Below are 19,680 nucleotides of genomic sequence, written 5' to 3'. Positions count from 1 at the left end.
AGGATCAGACCTCGGAAATCTTGTAGCCCAGTTCAGCCAGGCTGTCCTCGGCCAGCGCCAGCACATCGCTGGTGGTTACACTCGAGCGTTCGGCCGATTCCAGATAGAACTCAATGCTGGTCAGGGCGTCAGCCAGTATTTCCAGCTGCGATGCCTGAGGCACCTGTTGACGCTCTAGCATGCTTTCCTTGATGAATCGTGAAGCCAGGTGAATGACCTTGGCCGCTCTGCTCATGCCCAGAAATACCAACCCACCACGGACGGTATCCAGGGTGCTGGGTACATTAAGCAGGTGCATCGCGTCATTGCTGGATTCGGTATAGGCCGTGATCGCCCGCTTGGCCAATGCTAGCCCGGCCTGTGACTCTTCGATCAGTACAATCCGTGCTTCTTTCAGTTCGACCGGCTCAGGCAAGCCGCCCTGCCCGCCCAACAAACCAGCCTCGCTCGGATTATCGAGTCGGTTGACGGCGGTTTCGGCCTGCAACACGGCATCAGCCACCTGCTCCAGCACCTGGGTTTTGCCTGGCTGCCAGCCTTCAAGCTGGCTTACCGCCTGACGAATGCCGTCAGAGACCTCGGCCAGATCAAGCATGCTGAGCGTTTTCCACAGCCGCTCGAGCCCGGCCTTGAGGCTTTCCAGGGACTGCTCGGCGTCACCGGCATTACGCGCCAGCAGGTCGAGCAGGTCCTTGATGCCGGTGACTTCCTCGTGCAGCGCTTCGGCAACCGAGCGCATGACGTCTGCGCCGGGGCCATTCAGACGCTGCCGACCTTGCTCCAGTTCGGCATCGGTAAAGCCCGGAGCCGGCAGGTTCAGAGCCTGACGCAGGCTCTGGCAGCGGCTGCTGGTGTCAGCAGAGAGAGCTACCAGATAAAGAAACTCGGGTAATAACGGCGAGGCCGTAGCCGGCGCGTCAATAGCGTTGCCCAGACGCCGGACTTCCCGGTCGAGACGGGCGAATAGCCGCTTACGCTCGGTGGTCAGTGTCAACGGCGTCTGCTCAATCCCTTCGAGCGCGGCCGAAGCAGCCTGGCACAGTGATGCTCCAGCCTGATTCAGGCTGGTTTCCCAGCGCTGCAAGGCACGCTGCATCAGCGGTGCGGCGGTGGCCAGGCTGTCATCGCGCAGCAGGCCAAGCAGACCGACCTGATACATTTGCCGTAACCGGGCAAAGGTCTTGGCACCCAACGCGGTCGAACTGCCGGCAGCGGTCAGCGGCAGGTCGACGGGCAATTGGTAGAAGTAGCTGTCAGGCAACGGGGCTTGGCCAGCCTGCAAAGCGCGCAGCCGGTTGATGGCCGGCAGCAGCAGCTCAGGCCGCTCAGTACCCTGTTGACGACTCAGATGCAGATAGCGGCCCAGCAGGAACAAGCTGTCACACAGTGCGGTCAGCGGTTCGTTGCGACCCTCACCATCGTGTACGGGTATATCGGTGGCCAGCGCGACCATTTCCGCCACCAGTAACGAGCCGCCTCGCAATTCGATCAGCGATAGCGTACCCCGAACCTGCTGCATGCCTTCGATCGCTCGCTGCAGCAAGCTGCCATTGCGCCGATCTTCAAGGAATTGCTGCAGTACATCTTCGACATCGCCAATCGTGGCGAACAGTTCATCCCTGACAAGATCAAGTGATGTGGCACCGGTTAGCATCGTGTTATCTCCCCACCATCCCTGCAGTCAAAGGCCTGAATCAATCAGCAAAGTCGGCCGACTTTTTGCTCATGTGCGCCGTCATGGCCAACTTGAGATCTTCGGATTGCAGCATGGCTGCATTCCAGCTAGCGATATAGTTCAGTCCATCCTCGACACTGTGATCGCGGCTGTAGCGAATCATTTCCTTGGTCCCACGGATCGCCAGGGGTGATTTCGAGGCGATCTCCGCGGCCAGCGCCAACACCCCCTCAAGCAGTTCGGCGTGGCTATCCCAGGTCCGGTTGACCAGCCCGATCCGGGCTGCTTCATGGCCATCGACCATGCGCCCGGTGTAGGCCAACTCACGCATCATGCCATCGCCGATCAGGTGCGGCAATCGCTGGAGGGTGCCAACATCGGCGGCCATGCCCATGTCGATTTCCTTGATCGAGAACTGGGCATCGGGGGTGCTGTAACGCATATCGCAGGCGGAAATCAGATCGATTGCGCCACCCAGGCAATAGCCATGCACCGCGGCAATGACCGGTTTACGGCACTGATCAATGGCGTTGAAGGACGCTTGCAGACGCAGGATGTTACGGCGAATTCGCTCGGCATTGCGGCCGATGTCAGTAGTCATGCCAGCGGCGGCCTGGGCCAGCATCGCCAGGTCGATACCTGCGGAAAAGTGTTTGCCAGCCCCGGAAATCACTACCACGCGCACGCTGTCGGTCTGGTCGACCCAGCCAAACACTTGCACGATCTCGTCCCAGAACGCCGCATTCATGGCATTGACCTTTTCCGGCCGGTTGATCAGCACATGGGCAACCTTGTCGTGCTGCTCTACCAGTAGGGTCTGATACTCGGGCATGGCTCAACTACTCCTTAGGTGGCATTGCCGGCGCTGGTGCCAGCTGCTGCAATAACGGCCGTGACAAAGGCGTGACTATAACAAGCCTGCTCTGTATCGGCATACCTCCTGAATGCAGCCAACAGCAATTCTGTGAGCGACTTCCGGCTCATTGACAACTATTGCTGTCGCATTCGCTACAGCGCCCGATAACTGGCAGGAGTATGATGGCACGCCGTGCGCAGGTTCTACCGTCGCACATCCCGTTCAAAGGTTCTCAGAGGCGATCCCTGAATGATGCCTCGTACCGGCCGCAGCCCGGTACGAGGCGTCATTCAGAGTTTTCTTCCAAACCTTTGAAGGACCTTCCCATGTCACAAGCTCTGCTGCCCGCGCTAGCTGGCAATTTTCTGGGCCAAGCCCCAGGCTGGTATAAGCGCACCATAGTCGCCTTCCTTATTCTCAACCCTCTGCTGTTCTGGCTGATCGGGCCTTACCTGACCGGCTGGATACTGGTGCTCGAGTTCATCTTCACCCTGGCCATGGCGCTCAAGTGCTACCCCCTGCTACCCGGTGGTTTGCTGGCAATCGAGGCGCTGGCCATTGGCATGACCAGTGCCGACGCCCTGTATCAGGAGGTGATGGGCAACCTGCCGGTGATCCTGCTGCTGATGTTCATGGTTGCCGGGATTTACTTTATGAAGGATCTGCTACTGGTAACCTTTACCAAGCTGATTCTGGGAATACGCTCCAAGTCACTGATGGGGCTACTTTTTTGTTTTGTAGCTGCAGTACTTTCTGCATTTCTCGACGCCCTGACCGTAACTGCGGTGATCATCAGTGTGGCGGTAGGCTTTTACGGGGTCTATCACAAGGTTGCCTCCGCCGGCAGTACCGACCCGGCCAGTGACCCGGAAGGTGAAGAAGGTTTGCACCGTGAGCACCTGGAAGAATTCCGTGCGTTTCTACGCAGCCTTCTCATGCACGGCGCAGTCGGGACCGCACTGGGCGGGGTCTGCACCCTGGTCGGCGAGCCACAGAACCTGCTGATCGCCCGAGTCGCCGACTGGGATTTCATCGAATTCTTCACACTGATGGCACCGGTAAGCATGCCGGTATTGGCTGCGGGTCTGACAACCTGCCTGCTGCTGGAGAAAACCGGCTGGTTCGGCTACGGGGCCAAGCTGCCACGTTCGGTACGCCGGGTGCTGGAAGAGTTTTCCCAGGCAGAGCAGGCAAAGCGCAAGGGAGGCCAGAAGGCAGCGCTGACGGTGCAGGCCATCGTCGCCGTGCTGCTGGTTCTGGGCTTGGCGCTGCATGTAGCAGAGGTCGGATTCATTGGTCTGATGGTTATCATCCTGATCACCTCATTCAACGGGGTGATCGACGAGCACCAGATCGGCAAGGCGTTTCAGGAGGCCCTGCCCTTCACGTCACTGCTGGTGGTGTTCTTCGCCATCGTTGCGGTGATCCATGAGCAGCACCTGTTCAGCCCGATCATTGAAGCCGTACTGGCCCTGCCACCGGAGTCTCAGCCAAGCATGTTTTTCCTGGCCAACGGCTTGTTGTCGATGATCAGTGACAACGTGTTCGTTGCCACGGTCTACATCAGCGAGATCAAGAAAGCCTTGGATGAAGGCAATATTACTCGCGATCAGTTCGAGTTGCTGGCCATCGCCATCAACACCGGTACCAATCTGCCCAGCGTTGCCACCCCCAACGGCCAGGCGGCGTTCTTGTTCCTGCTGACCTCGGCCATTGCGCCGCTGGTGCGCCTGTCCTATGGCCGTATGGTGGTGATGGCGCTGCCATATACGCTGGTGTTGGGTGGGGTGGGGCTATTTGCCGTCAGCAACTGGCTTTAAAACCTATTCGCTCGGCTTGCCCTGCCACAGGGTAAAGCCGGCTGACTTTTCCACGGCAGCCAGGCATTTGGCATGGGCTGCCAGTTCGGCTTCGCTGGCACGCAGCACCCGCAAACCGGCACGATCCTGCTCACTCAGACGCCGGATCACACTGCCATGCTGACCGCCTTCACCCGAGTCCTGGCCATTGCCGGCCAGGCTCAGGGCGGTCTGGCCGCCAGTCATGATCAGATAGACATCGGCGAGAATTTCCGCATCCAGCAAGGCGCCGTGCAGGTCACGCTGGGAGTTGTCGACCCCGTAGCGTTTGCACAAGGCATCCAAGCTGTTGCGCTGGCCTGGATGCTTTTCCCGAGCCATGGCCAGGGTATCGAGCACGCTGCAATGATCGATTACCCGACCATGACCAGCATTGAGACGGTCAAGCTCGCTGTCGATAAAGCCGACGTCGAACGCCGCGTTATGAATAACCAGCCGAGCACCGCTGATAAAGCGCATGAAGTCCTCGACCACGTCGGCGAACAGCGGCTTATCGACCAGAAATTCGTTGGTAATACCGTGAACCGCGATAGCGCCTTCATCAACCTCGCGCTGAGGGTTGATATAGACATGGTAATGACGCCCGGTTAAACGCCGGCCGATCAGTTCGACACAGCCGATTTCGATGATCCGGTGACCTTCCTTGGGCTCGATACCCGTGGTTTCGGTATCCAGTACCACTTCACGCATGTGAACGCCCTCGCGCTTTCAATACCTGTTCTACACCCTGATTGGCCAGGGCATCGGCTATTTCATTTTCCCGGTGACCGCTGTGGCCGCGCACCCAGCGCCACTCAACCTGATGCTGAGCCACCAGTTCGTCAAGCTGCTGCCACAGATCGGCATTCTTGACCGGCTGGCGACTGGAGGTTTTCCAGCCGCGCTTTTTCCAGTTGGGCATCCACTCGCGGATGCCCTTCATTACATACTCGGAATCTGTAGTCAGAATGACCTGCGAGGATTTTTTCAGCGCCTGCAGGCCCTGAATCGCCGCCATAAGCTCCATGCGGTTGTTGGTGGTATCGGGCTCGCCACCGCATAGGGCCTTTTCATGTTCGCCCCAACGCAGCAATACCCCCCAGCCACCGGGACCGGGATTGCCCTTGCAGGCTCCGTCGGTGAAGATTTCTATCGCCTGAGTCATCGACTGTTCCGTTTCTGCGCACGTCGGCTGCCAGCTACCAGCGGTGGCAGATTCAGTGCCGGGAATGCCATGCTGCGCTCGCGGCTTGGGGTAGCCCCCAACATCTGGCGTCGCGCAACGAGAAAGTAGAAGCCGCCGCCCGGTATTCGATGGCGCCCGCTCAGCCGTTCAAGCCGTTGCAGGCGATCGAGCCAGCGCTGCGATCTGAGCGGCGGACGATAACACCCATCCACCCGTTTCTCCACCACAAAACCCAACAGTTCCAGCCAGTCGATCAAGCGCGACGGGCTGACAAAACCTGCCTCGCTGAACCAGTCACGCCCGGCGAAATGACTGAGCCCCCAAGCACTCCAGGGGTTGAAGCCGAAAATCAGCATGTGCCCGCCAGCCCGGACCGCCTGACAGGCCTCACGCAGCAAGGTGCGCGGCGCCAGACAGAAATCCAGCCCATGGTGCAGCACCACAACATCCAGCGACTGCGGCGCAAACGGCCAATGCCCCTCCTCGACCGGAATCGCCTGACTGCCGTTTATCAGATCAACCTGCCAGTGATTGCGCAGCACGACACGCTCTTCATCCAGCAGCCCAGGAGCCAAACCATACTGCACCAGATGCTGACCAAAACATGTCGGCAGTGTGTCACGCATGACCTGCCGTTCAGCGGCCAGCAGCATCTGCCCGGGCGGCGAATCCAGCCAGGCCCTGGCCACCTCAAGCAGCCGGATCAGATCGGCCTGACTGATGGAGCCGGACGCATCCGGAGTCGACATGAAACCTCCACGGGGTGGCCTTGGTCAGGCACAACCCCTAGAATTAACCTTAACAGAACACATAGCGTAGCCCTTAATATGCCTGACATCATTGCCCTGCCAGCGTTCAATGACAACTATATCTGGCTGATCGTCGACGAAGCCAGCCGTCAGGTCGCGGCTGTCGACCCTGGCGACGCCAAGCCGGTCATCAACTGGTTGGGCCGACGCCCCGACTACAGCCTGACCCGAATTCTGATCACCCACCACCACCCGGATCATACCGGCGGCCTGGCCACCCTCAAGGCAGCAACCGAGTGCCGAGTCTATGGCCCAGACAATCCGGCGATCAGGGGTATTGACCGGCCACTGGCCGAAGGTGCTCGGTTCGCGCTGTTCGGTCAAGAGGTTGAAGTTATAGCCGTACCCGGACACACCCTGGACCACATCGCCTTTTATTGCGCCAACGACGGCGATCCCTGGCTGCTGAGTGGCGACACCCTGTTTGCTGGCGGTTGCGGGCGACTCTTTGAAGGCAGCGCCGAGCAGATGCAGACTTCACTGCAGAAGCTTGCCGCTCTGCCGGACCAAACGCGGGTCTATTGCGCCCACGAATATACTCAGTCGAACCTGCGTTTTGCCCGGGCGGTAGAACCGGACAACGACGATATCAAGGTGCGCTTGGAAGTGGTCGACGAGCTACGCAGCGACGGTCGCATCACCCTGCCCAGCAGTATCGGTCTGGAGAAACTGACCAATCCGTTCATGCGCAGCTCGGTTGCCGAGGTCACTGCCGCCGCTAGCCGCCATTGCGGCAAAACCCTTGCGCCCGGCGCCGAAACCCTGGCTGCAGTCCGGGCCTGGAAGGACAACTTCTGAGACCAACTGCCTCATTTGTGAGGCAGCTCTCAACCCTGTAGCGATTTGACGCAGCGTTGCGGCTTGCAGCGAGTGGGGTATCCCCCTAAAATCGGTCAAATTTTGACCGGGCCAGCTCATGCGTTTTTATCAGAAGTTACTCATCTCACATGGCAAAACCTGCCTTGCACTGATTCTGGCGGTGCTGGCAGGTTGCCAAAGTAGTCCCAGCCTTCAACAACATGAGCCTAGCCTCAAACCCGGCAGAACCGCCGAACCCGCGAGCCCGCCTCGCGCCAGCAGCAAACCCCGCGCCCGCCAGGCCGCCCCTGAAGAACCCCATACCCTGTGGTCACGCATTCGCCAGGGTTTCCTGCTTGACCCGGCCCTGATCGACAACCCGCGCATTGACCAGCAGCGTCTGGCCTTTCTCAACCAGACCCGTTATTTCGAAGTCAGCGGCGAACGAGCTCAACGTTACCTGCATTACGTAGTCGAGCAACTGGAGGCCCGTGAACTGCCCCAGGAACTGGCGCTGCTGCCGTTCGTTGAAAGCTCCTACAACCCGATGGCCTATTCCAGCGCTCATGCCGCTGGTCTTTGGCAATTCATTCCCTCCACCGGTCAGCAGTTCTCGCTGCGCCAGGACTGGTGGTACGACGGCCGGCGTGACGTGGTTGCCTCGACGCAGGCTGCCATGGACTACCTGACCCAGCTCAACGAGCGCTTCGATGGCGACTGGCTACTGGCTCTGGCTGCTTACAACTGTGGAGAAGGCTGCGTTGGCCGGGCTATTCAACGCAACCAGGCGCTGAACCTGCCGACCGATTACTGGAATCTGCAACTGCCGCGCGAGACCATGAACTACGTGCCCAAGCTGCTGGCCCTGGCACAGATCATTGACAGCCCGACTCAACATGGCGCAGCTCTACCCGAACTGCCGGACGAACCCTACTTTGCCGAAATCACCATCGAGCACCAACTGGAGCTGAGCAAGGCTGCCGAACTGGCCGATATCAGCACCGACGAATTGCTGCGCCTGAACCCGGCCTTCAAGCAACGTATCACCGCACCGCAGGGCACCTACCAAATGCTGGTTCCGGTTGATCGCGCCGAACAGTTCAGCGCCGCGCTGGCAGCCCTGCCCGAGGATCAACGGGTTAACTACCAGCGCTATCAGGTCCGCAGTGGCGATACCCTGTCGCAGATTGCCCGTCGCTACCAAGTCAGCGTAGGTGCTCTACGCGAAGTAAACAGCATCAATGGCAACCTGATCCGTGTTGGTCAGACCCTGATGCTGCCTCGCCTGGGTGATAGCGAGCCCGCGCCCCAGAGCGTCGCCGCAATTGCCGCTACCACACCCCAGGAGCTGCGCTATCAGGTCCAGCCCGGCGACAACCTCTGGGCCATTGCCCGTAACCATGGCCTGAGTGTGAGCCAAATCAAGCAGCACAACGGACTCGAAAGCCCGGCATTGAGGGCAGGCCAGACGCTGCGCCTGCCAGCTGCGGCCAGTGCCAGCCAGAACCGCAGCATGACTTATACGGTCAAAAGTGGCGACTCGCTCTACAGCATCGCTCGCCAGTTCAAGGTCGAGATCCAGAATATCCGCGACTGGAACCAGCTTGGCCGGCACATCCAGCCTGGCCAGCAACTGACCCTGTTCGTGCCCTGAAACTTCCCGCCACCAGCCCCGGGAACGTCCCCGGGGCATCATGGTCTGTCACATGACGTCATTCCTTGATTGCTTGAGAGCTTTCACCAATGCAGGAGGAATGGTAGCGTTGCGCTTGAACCTTTAGACGCGGCAGTCCATGACAGCAAGGCTATTCTCGACACTGACAACACTGCTGTTGCTGGCCCTGAGCCTGCAGGCCAGCGCTGCCGTCTACAAGCAACACGGCTATGCCCTGTACGGCCTGCCGCACTACACCAGTGACTTTCAGCATCTGGACTATGTCAACCCTGATGCACCCAAGGGTGGCACCCTGCGAGTGATGGGCAATGGCACCTTCGACACCCTCAATCCCTACACGCTCAAAGGCACCAGCCCAGTCAACACCGGCAACTTCCAGCACTACGGCATTACCGAGCTGAATGAGCCACTGATGGTCGGCACCGGCGTTTACGACCCTTCCGGGGATGAACCCTATTCGGCCTATGGGCTGATCGCCGAAACCCTGGAATTCAGTGACGACCGTAGCTGGGTGGTATTCAACCTGCGCCCCGAGGCCCGCTTCCACGATGGCCAGCCGATCACAGCACGGGATGTGGAGTTTTCCTGGCGCTTGCTCAGCGAGCAGGGGCACCCCAATTACCGCTCGATGCTGCAGGAGGTCGAGCGCGTCGACATCCTCGGTCAGCACCGCATCCGCTTCGTTTTTGGCCGCAGCGACAACCCGCTGCTGATCCTGCGCCTGAGCGAACTGCCTGTGCTGCCGGAGCACTACTGGCGCGACCGCAACTTTGCTGACACCACCTTCGAACCCGGGCTCAACAGCGGACCCTACCGGATCACCGACGTTCGCCCCGGGCGCCGGCTGGTGTTCGAGCGGGTGAAGAACTACTGGGGGCGCGATTTGCCGATCAACCGCGGTAAGTACAACGTCGATCGCCTGGAGGTTGAGTTCTACCGCGATAACAACGTCGCCTTCGAGGCCTTCAAGGCCGGGCTGTTCGACTTCTATTTCGACCACAAGGCCAGCAACTGGGAAAACGCCTACGACTTCCCGGCGGTGCGCAACGGTCAGGTGCGCAAACGGGCGGTGCCACACCAGATTCCCAGCGCCACCCAGGCCCTATTCTTCAATACCCGCCGCGCGCCCTTCGATCAACGACAGGTGCGCCAGGCACTGGGCATGATGTTCGATTTCGAGTGGTCCAATCGGGTGTTGTTCTACGACGCGTATCAGCGCTCACTCAGTTACTATCCCAACAGCCCTTTCAGCGCTAGCGACATTCCGGTCGGACAGGAGTTTCTGTACCTGTCCCCACATCGCGAAGCACTGCCTTCGGCACTGTTTCTGGAGCCCTTCAGGCTACCGGTCACCGATGGTCGCGGCATCCCCCGCGAGCATTTGCGCCAAGTGGTGGAGTTGTTTGCAGAGGCCGGCTGGACCTTGCGCCAGGGTCGCCTGGTCAATAAAAACAATCAGCCGCTGGTGTTCGAGGTCCTGCTGGTCAACCCCAGTCTTGAGCGCATCCTCCAGCCCTACCGGGCCAACCTGTCACGTCTAGGGATCGAGTTGCGCGTGCGCACCGTGGACCGGGCCCAATACAAGGCCCGGCTCGACCAGTTCGATTACGATATGATCCTGGCCACCTTGCCGCAGAGCCTGTCGCCCGGGCTCGAACAGCATGGCTACTTCCACTCCAGTCAGCGTGACGTCAAGGGCAGCCGCAACTATGCCGGAGTCAGCCATCCGGTGGTTGACGATCTGCTTGAACACCTGCTGGCCGCCACGACCCGAGAAGAACAGATTGGCGCTGCCCGGGCTCTGGACAGGGTGTTACTATGGCAGCACTACACAATTCCAAACTGGTATATAAACTACCACCGCATTGCTCACCGTCGCTGGCTCAAGAGCCCGGAGACACCACCCTATTCGCTGGCCATCCGGAGCTGGTGGATAGACATGGAAGCGGATTAGAAAAACAAGGTCACTCGATGCGCGCCACGTTGAAAATGTTCACCGGTTTCCTGATGCTCGCGCTGGCCCCACTGGCCAGTGCAGCCGGTAGCCACGCCCTGACCCTGTACGGCGAGCCGCCAAAGTATCCGGCGGACTTCAGCCATTTCGAATACGTCAATCCGGAGGCACCCAAGGGCGGTACCCTGCGCCTGTCCGGCTTTGGCAGCTTCGACTCACTCAACGGTTTCATCAGCCGCGGCAACAGCGCTGACCGATTGGGCCTGATCTACGACACCCTGACCTTCCACTCGCTGGACGAGCCGTTCACCGAATACGGGTTGCTGGCCGAACGCATCGAGCACCCCGAAGACAATACCTGGGTTCGTTTTTACCTGAGGCCCCAGGCGCGTTTTCATGATGGACAACCGGTCACCGCCAACGATGTGGTGTTCACCTTCAACACCCTGGTGGAAAAAGGCGCGCCCTTCTATCGGGCCTATTACGCCGACGTGAAGGAAGTGGTGGCCAATGACGAGCGTACCGTGACCTTCCACTTCCACCATGGCCGCAACCGTGAATTGCCACTGGTACTGGGCCAATTGCCGGTACTGCCGGCACATTATTGGGCTGAGCGCGATTTCGCTCGCACCACCCTGGAACCGCCGCTGGGCAGCGGTCCCTACCGGATTGCCCAGGTCAACGCCGGGCGCAGCATCAGCTTCAGCCGGGTCGAGGACTACTGGGGCGCCGACCTGCCGGTCAACCGTGGCTTTTATAACTTCGACCGGGTCGTGGTGGACTATTACCGCGATCTAGGGGTAGCCCTGGAGGCCTTCAAGGCTGGCCAGTTCGACTTCAACCAGGAATACAGTGCCCGCAACTGGGCCGGCGGCTACGCCAGCCCGGCCCTGCGTGACGGTCGGATCATCCAGGAGGAGATCCCCAATCTCAACACCCAGGGCATGCAAGGATTCGTCTTCAACATGCGCCGGCCCTACTTCCAGGACCGCCGGGTCCGCAAGGCCATCACCCTGCTGTTCGACTTCGAGTGGGCCAATGGCCGGCTGTTCCATAATGCCTATGAGCGCAGCAACAGCTATTTCGGCAACTCCGAGCTGGGCGCCAACGGCCTGCCTGATGAAGCTGAACTGGCACTGCTGGAACCCTGGCGCGAGCAGTTGCCGGACAGCGTATTCGGTCCGGCCTGGAGCCCGCCCCGCACTGATGGCAGCGGCGTGATCCGCGAGCAGATGCGTGAGGCTTACGCCCTATTGCAGGAAGCCGGCTGGCGGATCGAGAACGACCTTCTGGTCAATGAGGACGGCGAGCCACTGCGCTTCGAGTTTCTGATCGTTCAGGCCGACTTCGAGCGGGTGCTGCTACCCTACAAGCGCAATCTGGCGTCACTCGGCATCGAGCTGACCCTGCGTCGGGTAGACACCTCGCAGTACATCAACCGCCTGCGCTCACGCGACTTCGATATGGTAGTCACCAGCTTCGGCCAGTCCAACTCACCAGGCAATGAGCAGCGCGAATACTGGCACTCAGCGAGCGCCGACAACCCTGGCAGCCGTAACCTGATGGGTTTGCGCCACCCGGCGGTGGACGCTCTGGTCGACGGCCTGATCCAGGCCGACTCACGGGAGTCGCTGATCACCCATACCCGGGCCCTGGACCGGGTACTGCGGGCCAAGCACATCCTGGTGCCGAACTTCCACACCACCGTCTACCGGGTTGCCTACTGGAACCGCTTTGCCCACCCAGCGCTGCCGCCCAAGTATGACCTGGGGCTGTTCACCTGGTGGGAAGACCCGGCCAAGGCGGCCGCGCTGCGCAGTCGCCCGCTTATCATCGAAACCCAGGACGACTGAGCATGCTGGCCTACATCATTCGCCGCCTATTACTGATCATCCCGACCCTGTTCGGCATCCTGCTGATCAACTTCCTGATCATCCAGGCCGCTCCCGGCGGGCCGGTCGAACAGATGATCGCCCAGCTCGAAGGTTTTGAAGGGGCAACCAGCCGGATTTCCGGCAGCATCCATGGCGAGGTTGCCAGTGGCAGCAGCTATCGTGGCGCTCAGGGCCTGGACCCAGACATCATTGCCGAAATCGAGCGTATGTATGGCTTTGACAAACCGGCCAATGAGCGCTTCTGGCTGATGATCAAGGGCTACCTGACCTTCGACTTCGGCGACAGCTTTTTCCGTGACGACAGCGTGGTCGACCTGATTATCGAGAAAATGCCGGTGTCAATTTCCCTCGGGCTATGGACCACCCTGATCACCTATCTGATTTCAATTCCGCTGGGCGTGCGCAAGGCGGTCAAGCATGGCTCTACCTTCGATGTCTGGACCAGTTCGCTGATAATTGTTGGGTACGCCATTCCCGGCTTCCTGCTGGCCATCCTGCTGATCGTGCTGTTTGCTGGTGGCAGCTATTTCGACTGGTTCCCGCTTCGCGGCCTGACCTCCAGCAACTGGGAAGAGCTGAGCACCTGGGGCAAGGTCAAGGACTACGCCTGGCACATGGTGCTACCGATCACAGCCATGGTCATCGGCAGCTTCGCCACCCTGACCATGTTGACCAAGAACTGCTTCCTCGACGAGATCGGCAAGCAATATGTGATCACCGCCAGGGCCAAGGGCCTGTCAGCTTCGCGCGTACTCTACGGCCATGTGTTTCGCAACGCCATGCTGTTGATCATCGCTGGCTTTCCCGCCGCGCTGATCAGCGTCTTCTTCACCGGCGCGCTGCTGATCGAGGTAATATTCTCGCTCGACGGGCTTGGTCTGCTGGGTTTTGAGGCAGCAATCAACCGCGACTATCCGGTGATGTTCGGCACCCTGTATATCTTCACCCTGCTCGGGCTGGTGGTGAAGCTGATCGGTGATATCACCTATACCCTGGTCGATCCGCGCATCGACTTTGAAAGCCGGGAGGGTTGAGATGCGCCGCTTCCGACTGTCCCCGCTCAACCAACGGCGCTTCGCTCGTTTCAAGGCCAACCGTCGCGGCTGGTGGTCGCTGCATATCTTCCTGGTACTGTTCACTCTCAGCCTTGGCGCCGAGATGATCGCCAACGATAAGCCGCTGCTGCTCAAGTACGAGAGTCAGTATTACTTTCCCGTATTCAAGCGCTATGCCGAAACCGAGTTCGGTGGCGAATTCCCGATCAGCGCCGACTACCGCAGCCCCTATATCCGCCAGTTGATCGAAGACGAAGGCAACGGCTGGATGCTCTGGCCGCCGATCCCCTATAGCTACGGCACTATCAACTACGACCTGGAAGTCCCGGCGCCGGCGCCACCCTCGGCCGACAACTGGCTGGGCACTGACGACCAGGCTCGCGACGTCATGGCCCGGGTGATCTATGGTTTTCGCATCTCGGTCCTGTTCGCCCTGACCTTGACCATTCTCAGCTCAATCGTTGGTGTCATTGCCGGCGCGCTGCAGGGTTTCTATGGCGGTCGCATCGACCTGTTCGGCCAACGCTTCATCGAGGTCTGGTCGGGGCTCCCTGTCCTTTACCTGCTGATCATCCTGGCCAGTTTCGTGCAGCCGAATTTCTGGTGGCTGCTGGGAATCATGCTGCTGTTCTCCTGGATGGCGCTGGTCGATGTGGTGCGCGCTGAATTTCTCCGTGGCCGCAACCTGGAATACGTGCGCGCCGCCCGAGCGCTGGGGGCCGGCAACCGGATTGTGATGTTCCGTCATATCCTACCCAATGCGATGGTGGCCACCCTAACCTTCTTCCCCTTCATTCTCACCGGTGGTGTTATTACCCTGACCTCGCTGGACTTTCTCGGCTTCGGCCTGCCGCCCGGCGCGCCCTCGTTGGGCGAGTTGATCGCCCAAGGCAAGGCCAATCTGCAAGCCCCCTGGCTGGGCATCACCGCCTTCGTGGTGCTGTCACTGATGCTGACTCTTCTGGTCTTCATCGGCGAGGCCCTACGCGATGCCTTTGACCCAAGGAAATAACATGAGTGAACAGCCACTGATCCGTATCGAGAACCTCAGCGTGGCCTTCACCAACGGCGACTCTGAAACCCTGGCGGTGCGCGAGGTCAACCTGGATATCCGGCCGGGCCAGACCCTGGCACTGGTCGGCGAAAGCGGCTCAGGCAAATCGGTAACCGCTCACTCGATTCTGCGCCTGCTGCCCTACCCGGCCGCACGCCACCCCTCCGGACGCGTCCTTTACAAAGGTGAAGACCTGCTCAAGGTTGGCGACAAGCGGCTGCAACAGGTGCGCGGCAATCGCATTTCGATGATCTTCCAGGAGCCGATGACCTCGCTCAACCCACTGCACTCGGTCGAGCGCCAGATCAGCGAGGTACTGTTCCTGCACAAGGGCCTGAACAAGCTCCAGGCCCGCGAACGAACATTGGAGCTGCTGCATCTGGTCGGCATTCCCGAGCCGGAGAAACGCCTGGCGGCCTACCCACATGAGTTGTCCGGCGGCCAGCGCCAACGGGTGATGATCGCAATGGCGCTGGCCAACGAGCCTGAACTGTTGATCGCCGACGAGCCGACCACTGCTCTGGATGTCACCGTTCAGCTGAAGATTCTCGAGCTGCTCAAGTCACTGCAGGCAAAACTGGGTATGGCTCTGCTGCTGATCAGCCACGACCTTAACCTGGTGCGTAAAATTGCTCATCGGGTATGTGTCATGTATCAGGGTCGCGTCGTCGAAGAGAATGATTGTGTAACGCTGTTCAACGATCCGCGCCATGACTACACCCGCAAGCTGTTGGCGGCTGATCCCAGCGGCGATCCGGTCAAGGCCGATCCGCACGCCCCGGTGATCATGCGAACCGAACGCCTGCGCGTCTGGTTCCCAATCAAGAAAGGCGTACTCAAGCGCACGGTGGACCATATCAAGGCGGTCACCGACGCCAGCTTCAGCCTGCAACGCGGGCAAACGCTGGGGATTGTTGGTGAAAGCGGATCGGGCAAGACCACGCTGGGTCTGGCGCTACTGAGACTGATCGAGAGCCAGGGCCTGATCGAATGTGACGGCCAGCGCTTGGACGGCCTGTCCCAGCGCCAGGTCAGGCCCATGCGCAGGCAGTTTCAGGTGGTCTTCCAGGACCCTTATGGCAGCCTCAGCCCGCGAATGTCGGTTGAGCAGATCATCAGCGAGGGACTGGAGATTCATCGTCTGGGCAGCCCTGAGGAGCGCGAGCAATGGGTTATCCAGGCACTGGAAGAAGTAGGCCTGGATCCGGAAAGCCGGCACCGCTATCCCCATGAGTTTTCCGGGGGGCAACGCCAGCGGATTGCCATAGCCCGTGCACTGGTGTTGAAACCTTCGCTGATTCTGCTCGATGAGCCAACCTCAGCGCTGGATCGCACCGTACAGGGGCAGGTGGTTGAGCTGCTGCGCGAACTGCAGCGCAAGCACAATCTGAGTTATCTGTTTATCAGTCACGACCTGGCGGTGGTTCGTGCCCTCAGCCACCAACTGATGGTCATTCGCCAGGGTGAGATCGTCGAGCAGGGACCGGCGGCACAGGTCTTCGCCACACCCCAGCATGACTACACTCGTCAACTGCTGGAGGCGGCCTTCGCCCAACCGGCAACCGTTAACCGGGTCCTAGAGACCCCGTAAATACAGGAAAGCACATCATGGGATTTCTCAGCGGAAAGCGCGTACTCATCGTTGGCGTAGCCAGCAAGCTGTCGATTGCCTCAGGCATCGCCGCGGCCATGCACCGTGAAGGCGCGCAACTGGCCTTCACCTACCAGAATGACAAGCTCAAGGGGCGGGTCGAAGAGTTCGCCGCGGGCTGGGGCTCCGGTCCGGAGTTGTGCTTCCCCTGCGATGTTGCCGACGATGCCCAGATCGAGCAGGTATTCGCGGACCTGGCTAAACAGTGGGACGGCCTGGACTGCATCGTCCACTCGGTAGGTTTTGCCCCGGGCGATCAGTTGGATGGCGACTTCACCGAAGTCACCACCCGTGAGGGCTTTCGCATCGCCCACGATATCAGCGCCTACAGTTTTGTAGCCCTGGCCAAAGCAGGCCGTGAACTGATGAAGGGTCGCAACGGCAGCCTGCTGACCCTATCCTACCTCGGTGCCGAGCGGACCATGCCTAACTACAACGTCATGGGCATGGCCAAGGCCAGCCTGGAAGCCGGCGTGCGCTATCTGGCCACCAGCCTGGGCCCGGAAGGCACCCGGGTCAACGCCATTTCCGCGGGTCCGATCCGTACTCTGGCGGCCTCGGGCATCAAGAGCTTCCGTAAGATGCTGGCTCATAACGAGCGCCAGACTCCACTGCGTCGCAACGTTACTATTGAAGAAGTCGGCAACGTCGGTGCCTTCCTCTGCTCCGACCTGGCTTCGGGCGTCAGCGGTGAAATCACCTACGTGGATGGCGGCTTCAACATCACCGCCATGGCTGGACTGGACGACGAATAAGCTCAGGCCTGCCCCACAAAAAAACCGCGCTTATGGCGCGGTTTTTTTGTTGCTGAGACTAAAGCTCAACGGCCAATGTAACGCTCGATATCGGCCGTCTCACGCAGACGCTCCTGCACCGCGGCGAAATCCTGCTCACCGCTTTGGCCAGCAATAAAGCGCTGATACAGCGGCGACTCAGCTTCGCTCTCCAATGCCTCTGGAGTTGCGACCCCGGTCAGACGAACGATCCACTGACCACCATCAGGGCGACGGAAGTGTCCGTAGCTCGGCTCGGCCTCTGACGGCCTGGCCAGTGCAAATACCTCACGCAGCAAGCCTTGAGCCACTTCAGTGCTGGCCCGGCTGACCGCCTCATGGGTCTGCCACTGTGAGCCAACCTGTGCAGCCACGGCCTCGCCATCCAGGTCACGGCTACGCAACCCGCCGACCAGCTCGGCAGCCTGTTGCTCGGCCCCAGCCACAGCACGCTCGTAGCGCAACAGGTCGGCAATCTCATCACGCACCTCGTCGAGGGGCCGTTGCTCTGGGCGCAGATGTTCCTTGACTCGTACCACAACCGCAGTGTCAGCATCCAGCTCGATCAGCGGACTGTTGCGCTTGTCGAGCAGTACGTCTTCATCGAAGGCCGCAGCCATGACTCGCGGACTGGAGGTGATGCCCTCGCCGCCATTACGACTGACCGGACCAGTAGTGACTACATCCAGCCCCAGGGCGCGGGCCGGTTCGACCAGATCAGGCGACTCATAGGCCAAGTTGGCCAATTCCTGAGAGGCCTCCACAAACAGTCGCTCGGCCTGCTCAGCCTTGAGTTCCTGCTCAAGACTGTCACGCATTGATTCCAGGCTGGGCACATCCGGCGCCTGGATCGCAGTGAGCTTGATCAGATGGTAACCGAAGCTGGTCTGGACCGGCTCTGAGACTTCGCCCTCGTTCAGGGCGAACAGTGCATCGTCAAACGCCTGATCAAAGCTGCCACGCACGACGTAGCCAAGGTCACCGCCATCGTTGGCACTGCCCGGATCTTCAGACACTTCACGGGCGACTGTGGCAAAGTCTTCGCCAGCCTCAAGGCGCTCACGCGCGGCCTCAATACGCACACGACCTTCCTCGCCCGTGGACTCGATCAGGATATGGGCTACCCGGCGCTGCTCGGCCAGATTGCCAACTTCACGCTGGTAGAGACCTTCAACCGCCGCCTCGTCGATGCTGACGCGGTCGAAGAAGCCACTGCGCGACAGGGTCAGACTTTCAATAACCACCTGCTCGGGAGTCATGAAGCGAGCCTGATTGGCGGTGTAATATGCCTGAATGTCCTCGTCCTGAATCTCGACGGCATCCAGATTCGCCTCGAGTTCGATAACGGCAAAATCCCGGGTCTGCTTTTCCAGCCGGGCCAGGTGCAGACGCTCAGCCGGAGTGGCGAAGGCGGTCGCCTCAAAGCCATTGCGCAACTGGGCGATCAGCAGCTCCTGACGAACCATATCGCGAAACGCCAGACGCGAGCTCATGCCCATGTTGCGGATCACTACATCGAAACGGTTCGCGTCGAACTGCCCGCCCACCTGAAAATCGGGGGTAGCCAGAATCAGTTGATCGATCATGGCCTCAGATACGTTGAAGCGCGCATCGGTTGCGCCCTTGATCAGCAAGGCACGCTCGATCAGACCTTCGAGTACCGAAGTACGCAGGCGCTGCTCATCGATCATGCTCGGGTCGAACGCGTCGTTGCCCATCTGCTGAATTTGCTGAATCAGTTGGCGGCGTTGCAGGGAGACTGCCTGCTCCAGCTCCATCCGACTGATGACGGTGCCGTTGACCTCAGCGGCTTTCTGTTCGTTGCTAGTAAAACGGCTGATCGATTCCCAGCCCGTCAAAGCAAAAATCAGCACAATGACGCCGACGATCACCTTGGCGACCCAGCTCTGCGCATTGTCCCTCATTCTCTGAAGCATCGTGCCCCCAAACTGTTATTGTACGGCCAGTGCATTGGCCTGGAATGCCGGAGACCCGCTCATTCCGTAAAACCTGCTGTGCAACAAAAAAGGCGCACCGGGTGGGATGCGCCTTTCGGGACTGATGGAGCCCGGACTGTCAGGCCTGCGAACCGAGCTAGAACTGATTCTGCCGGGCTCTGCGTGCCGTCAGTATGCAACGGCCCTGTCAGTCTCGGACGCGATCAGTTGACCGCGTCTTTCAGAGCCTTGCCAGCTTTGAAGCCGGGGATCTTGGCAGCGCTGATTTCGATCGGGGCACCAGTCTGCGGGTTACGGCCAGTACGGGCAGCACGCTCTTTGACCGCAAAAGTACCGAAGCCAACCAGAACAACCGAGTCACCCGCTTTCAGGGCACCGGTTACGGACTCGATGACGGCGTCCAGAGCACGACCGGCAGCAGCTTTCGGAATATCAGCGGATGCGGCGATAGCATCAATCAGTTCAGACTTGTTCACTCTAAGTCCCCTTATCCATTTCAATGA

The 19,680-nt window shown here is 59.9% G+C and carries 16 protein-coding genes; 9 read left to right on the top strand and 7 right to left on the bottom strand.

The annotated features are described in order from the left end of the window. Nucleotides 1-4: 4 nt before the first annotated feature. A complete protein-coding gene (locus BVH74_RS12360; protein WP_080050363.1) occupies nt 5-1,654 on the bottom strand; it encodes a FimL-related protein in 1,650 nt (549 codons plus the stop codon). A gap of 40 nt (nt 1,655-1,694) precedes the next feature. Next, a complete protein-coding gene (locus BVH74_RS12355; protein WP_080050362.1) occupies nt 1,695-2,507 on the bottom strand; it encodes a crotonase/enoyl-CoA hydratase family protein in 813 nt (270 codons plus the stop codon). Between the two features lie 350 nt (nt 2,508-2,857). Here BVH74_RS12355 and nhaB point away from each other — a divergent pair, with 350 nt between their 5' ends. Continuing rightward, nucleotides 2,858-4,351, top strand: coding sequence for a sodium/proton antiporter NhaB (gene nhaB, locus BVH74_RS12350; protein WP_080050361.1), 1,494 nt, complete (start codon nt 2,858-2,860; stop codon nt 4,349-4,351). 3 nt (nt 4,352-4,354) lie between these two features. On the opposite strand, the gene dnaQ is transcribed toward nhaB, so the two are convergent. Genes dnaQ through BVH74_RS12335 form a run of 3 tightly spaced genes read right to left on the bottom strand, consistent with a single transcriptional unit; the run spans nt 4,355 to nt 6,304 of the window. After that, nucleotides 4,355-5,080, bottom strand: a complete 726-nt coding sequence (gene dnaQ / locus BVH74_RS12345) for a DNA polymerase III subunit epsilon (protein WP_080050360.1) — start codon at nt 5,078-5,080, stop codon at nt 4,355-4,357. Further along, complete coding sequence (gene rnhA / locus BVH74_RS12340; protein ID WP_080050359.1) at nt 5,073-5,534, bottom strand: ribonuclease HI; 462 nt, start codon at nt 5,532-5,534, stop codon at nt 5,073-5,075. Before rnhA ends, dnaQ begins: the two co-directional genes overlap by 8 nt. Beyond that, nucleotides 5,531-6,304 carry a class I SAM-dependent methyltransferase gene (locus tag BVH74_RS12335; protein ID WP_080050358.1) on the bottom strand — a complete coding sequence of 258 codons (774 nt, stop codon included), beginning with the start codon at nt 6,302-6,304 and terminating at the stop codon, nt 5,531-5,533. Before BVH74_RS12335 ends, rnhA begins: the two co-directional genes overlap by 4 nt. A 78-nt stretch (nt 6,305-6,382) precedes the next feature. Here BVH74_RS12335 and gloB point away from each other — a divergent pair, with 78 nt between their 5' ends. The 8 genes from gloB to fabI all read left to right on the top strand — a co-directional run bounded on the left by gloB (nt 6,383) and on the right by fabI (nt 17,201). Beyond that, a complete protein-coding gene (gene gloB, locus BVH74_RS12330) occupies nt 6,383-7,162 on the top strand; it encodes a hydroxyacylglutathione hydrolase (RefSeq protein ID WP_080050357.1) in 780 nt (259 codons plus the stop codon). A gap of 118 nt (nt 7,163-7,280) precedes the next feature. Continuing rightward, the gene (locus BVH74_RS12325; RefSeq protein WP_080050356.1) at nt 7,281-8,816 is read left to right on the top strand and encodes a lytic transglycosylase; all 1,536 of its coding nucleotides are present in this window, start codon (nt 7,281-7,283) and stop codon (nt 8,814-8,816) included. Nucleotides 8,817-8,955: 139 nt separating this feature from the next. Next, entirely contained in the window at nt 8,956-10,791 is a 1,836-nt protein-coding gene (locus tag BVH74_RS12320) for an extracellular solute-binding protein (RefSeq protein WP_080050355.1), read from the top strand. A gap of 17 nt (nt 10,792-10,808) precedes the next feature. Further along, on the top strand, nt 10,809-12,644 hold the full coding sequence (locus tag BVH74_RS12315; protein WP_080050354.1) for an extracellular solute-binding protein: 1,836 nt from the start codon (nt 10,809-10,811) through the stop codon (nt 12,642-12,644). Between the two features lie 2 nt (nt 12,645-12,646). Beyond that, nucleotides 12,647-13,720 (top strand): microcin C ABC transporter permease YejB, encoded by a 1,074-nt coding sequence (locus BVH74_RS12310; RefSeq protein WP_080050353.1) that lies wholly within the window; start codon nt 12,647-12,649, stop codon nt 13,718-13,720. A 1-nt stretch (nt 13,721) separates the two neighbouring features. Further along, complete coding sequence (locus BVH74_RS12305; RefSeq protein WP_080050352.1) at nt 13,722-14,753, top strand: ABC transporter permease; 1,032 nt, start codon at nt 13,722-13,724, stop codon at nt 14,751-14,753. Between the two features lies 1 nt (nt 14,754). Beyond that, nucleotides 14,755-16,386: an ABC transporter ATP-binding protein gene (locus BVH74_RS12300; protein WP_080050351.1), complete on the top strand. Its 1,632-nt coding sequence runs from the start codon at nt 14,755-14,757 to the stop codon at nt 16,384-16,386. 17 nt (nt 16,387-16,403) lie between these two features. After that, entirely contained in the window at nt 16,404-17,201 is a 798-nt protein-coding gene (gene fabI, locus BVH74_RS12295) for an enoyl-ACP reductase FabI (protein WP_080050350.1), read from the top strand. A gap of 65 nt (nt 17,202-17,266) precedes the next feature. On the opposite strand, the gene BVH74_RS12290 is transcribed toward fabI, so the two are convergent. Both BVH74_RS12290 and BVH74_RS12285 read right to left on the bottom strand, forming a co-directional pair. After that, on the bottom strand, nt 17,267-19,144 hold the full coding sequence (locus BVH74_RS12290) for a SurA N-terminal domain-containing protein (protein ID WP_231705510.1): 1,878 nt from the start codon (nt 19,142-19,144) through the stop codon (nt 17,267-17,269). A 236-nt stretch (nt 19,145-19,380) separates the two neighbouring features. Then, nucleotides 19,381-19,653 carry an HU family DNA-binding protein gene (locus BVH74_RS12285; protein ID WP_080050348.1) on the bottom strand — a complete coding sequence of 91 codons (273 nt, stop codon included), beginning with the start codon at nt 19,651-19,653 and terminating at the stop codon, nt 19,381-19,383. Nucleotides 19,654-19,680: the final 27 nt, after the last annotated feature.

Source organism: Halopseudomonas phragmitis (genome assembly GCF_002056295.1).
GTDB lineage: Bacteria > Pseudomonadota > Gammaproteobacteria > Pseudomonadales > Pseudomonadaceae > Halopseudomonas > Halopseudomonas phragmitis.
This window is presented reverse-complemented; position numbering and strand designations above follow the sequence as displayed.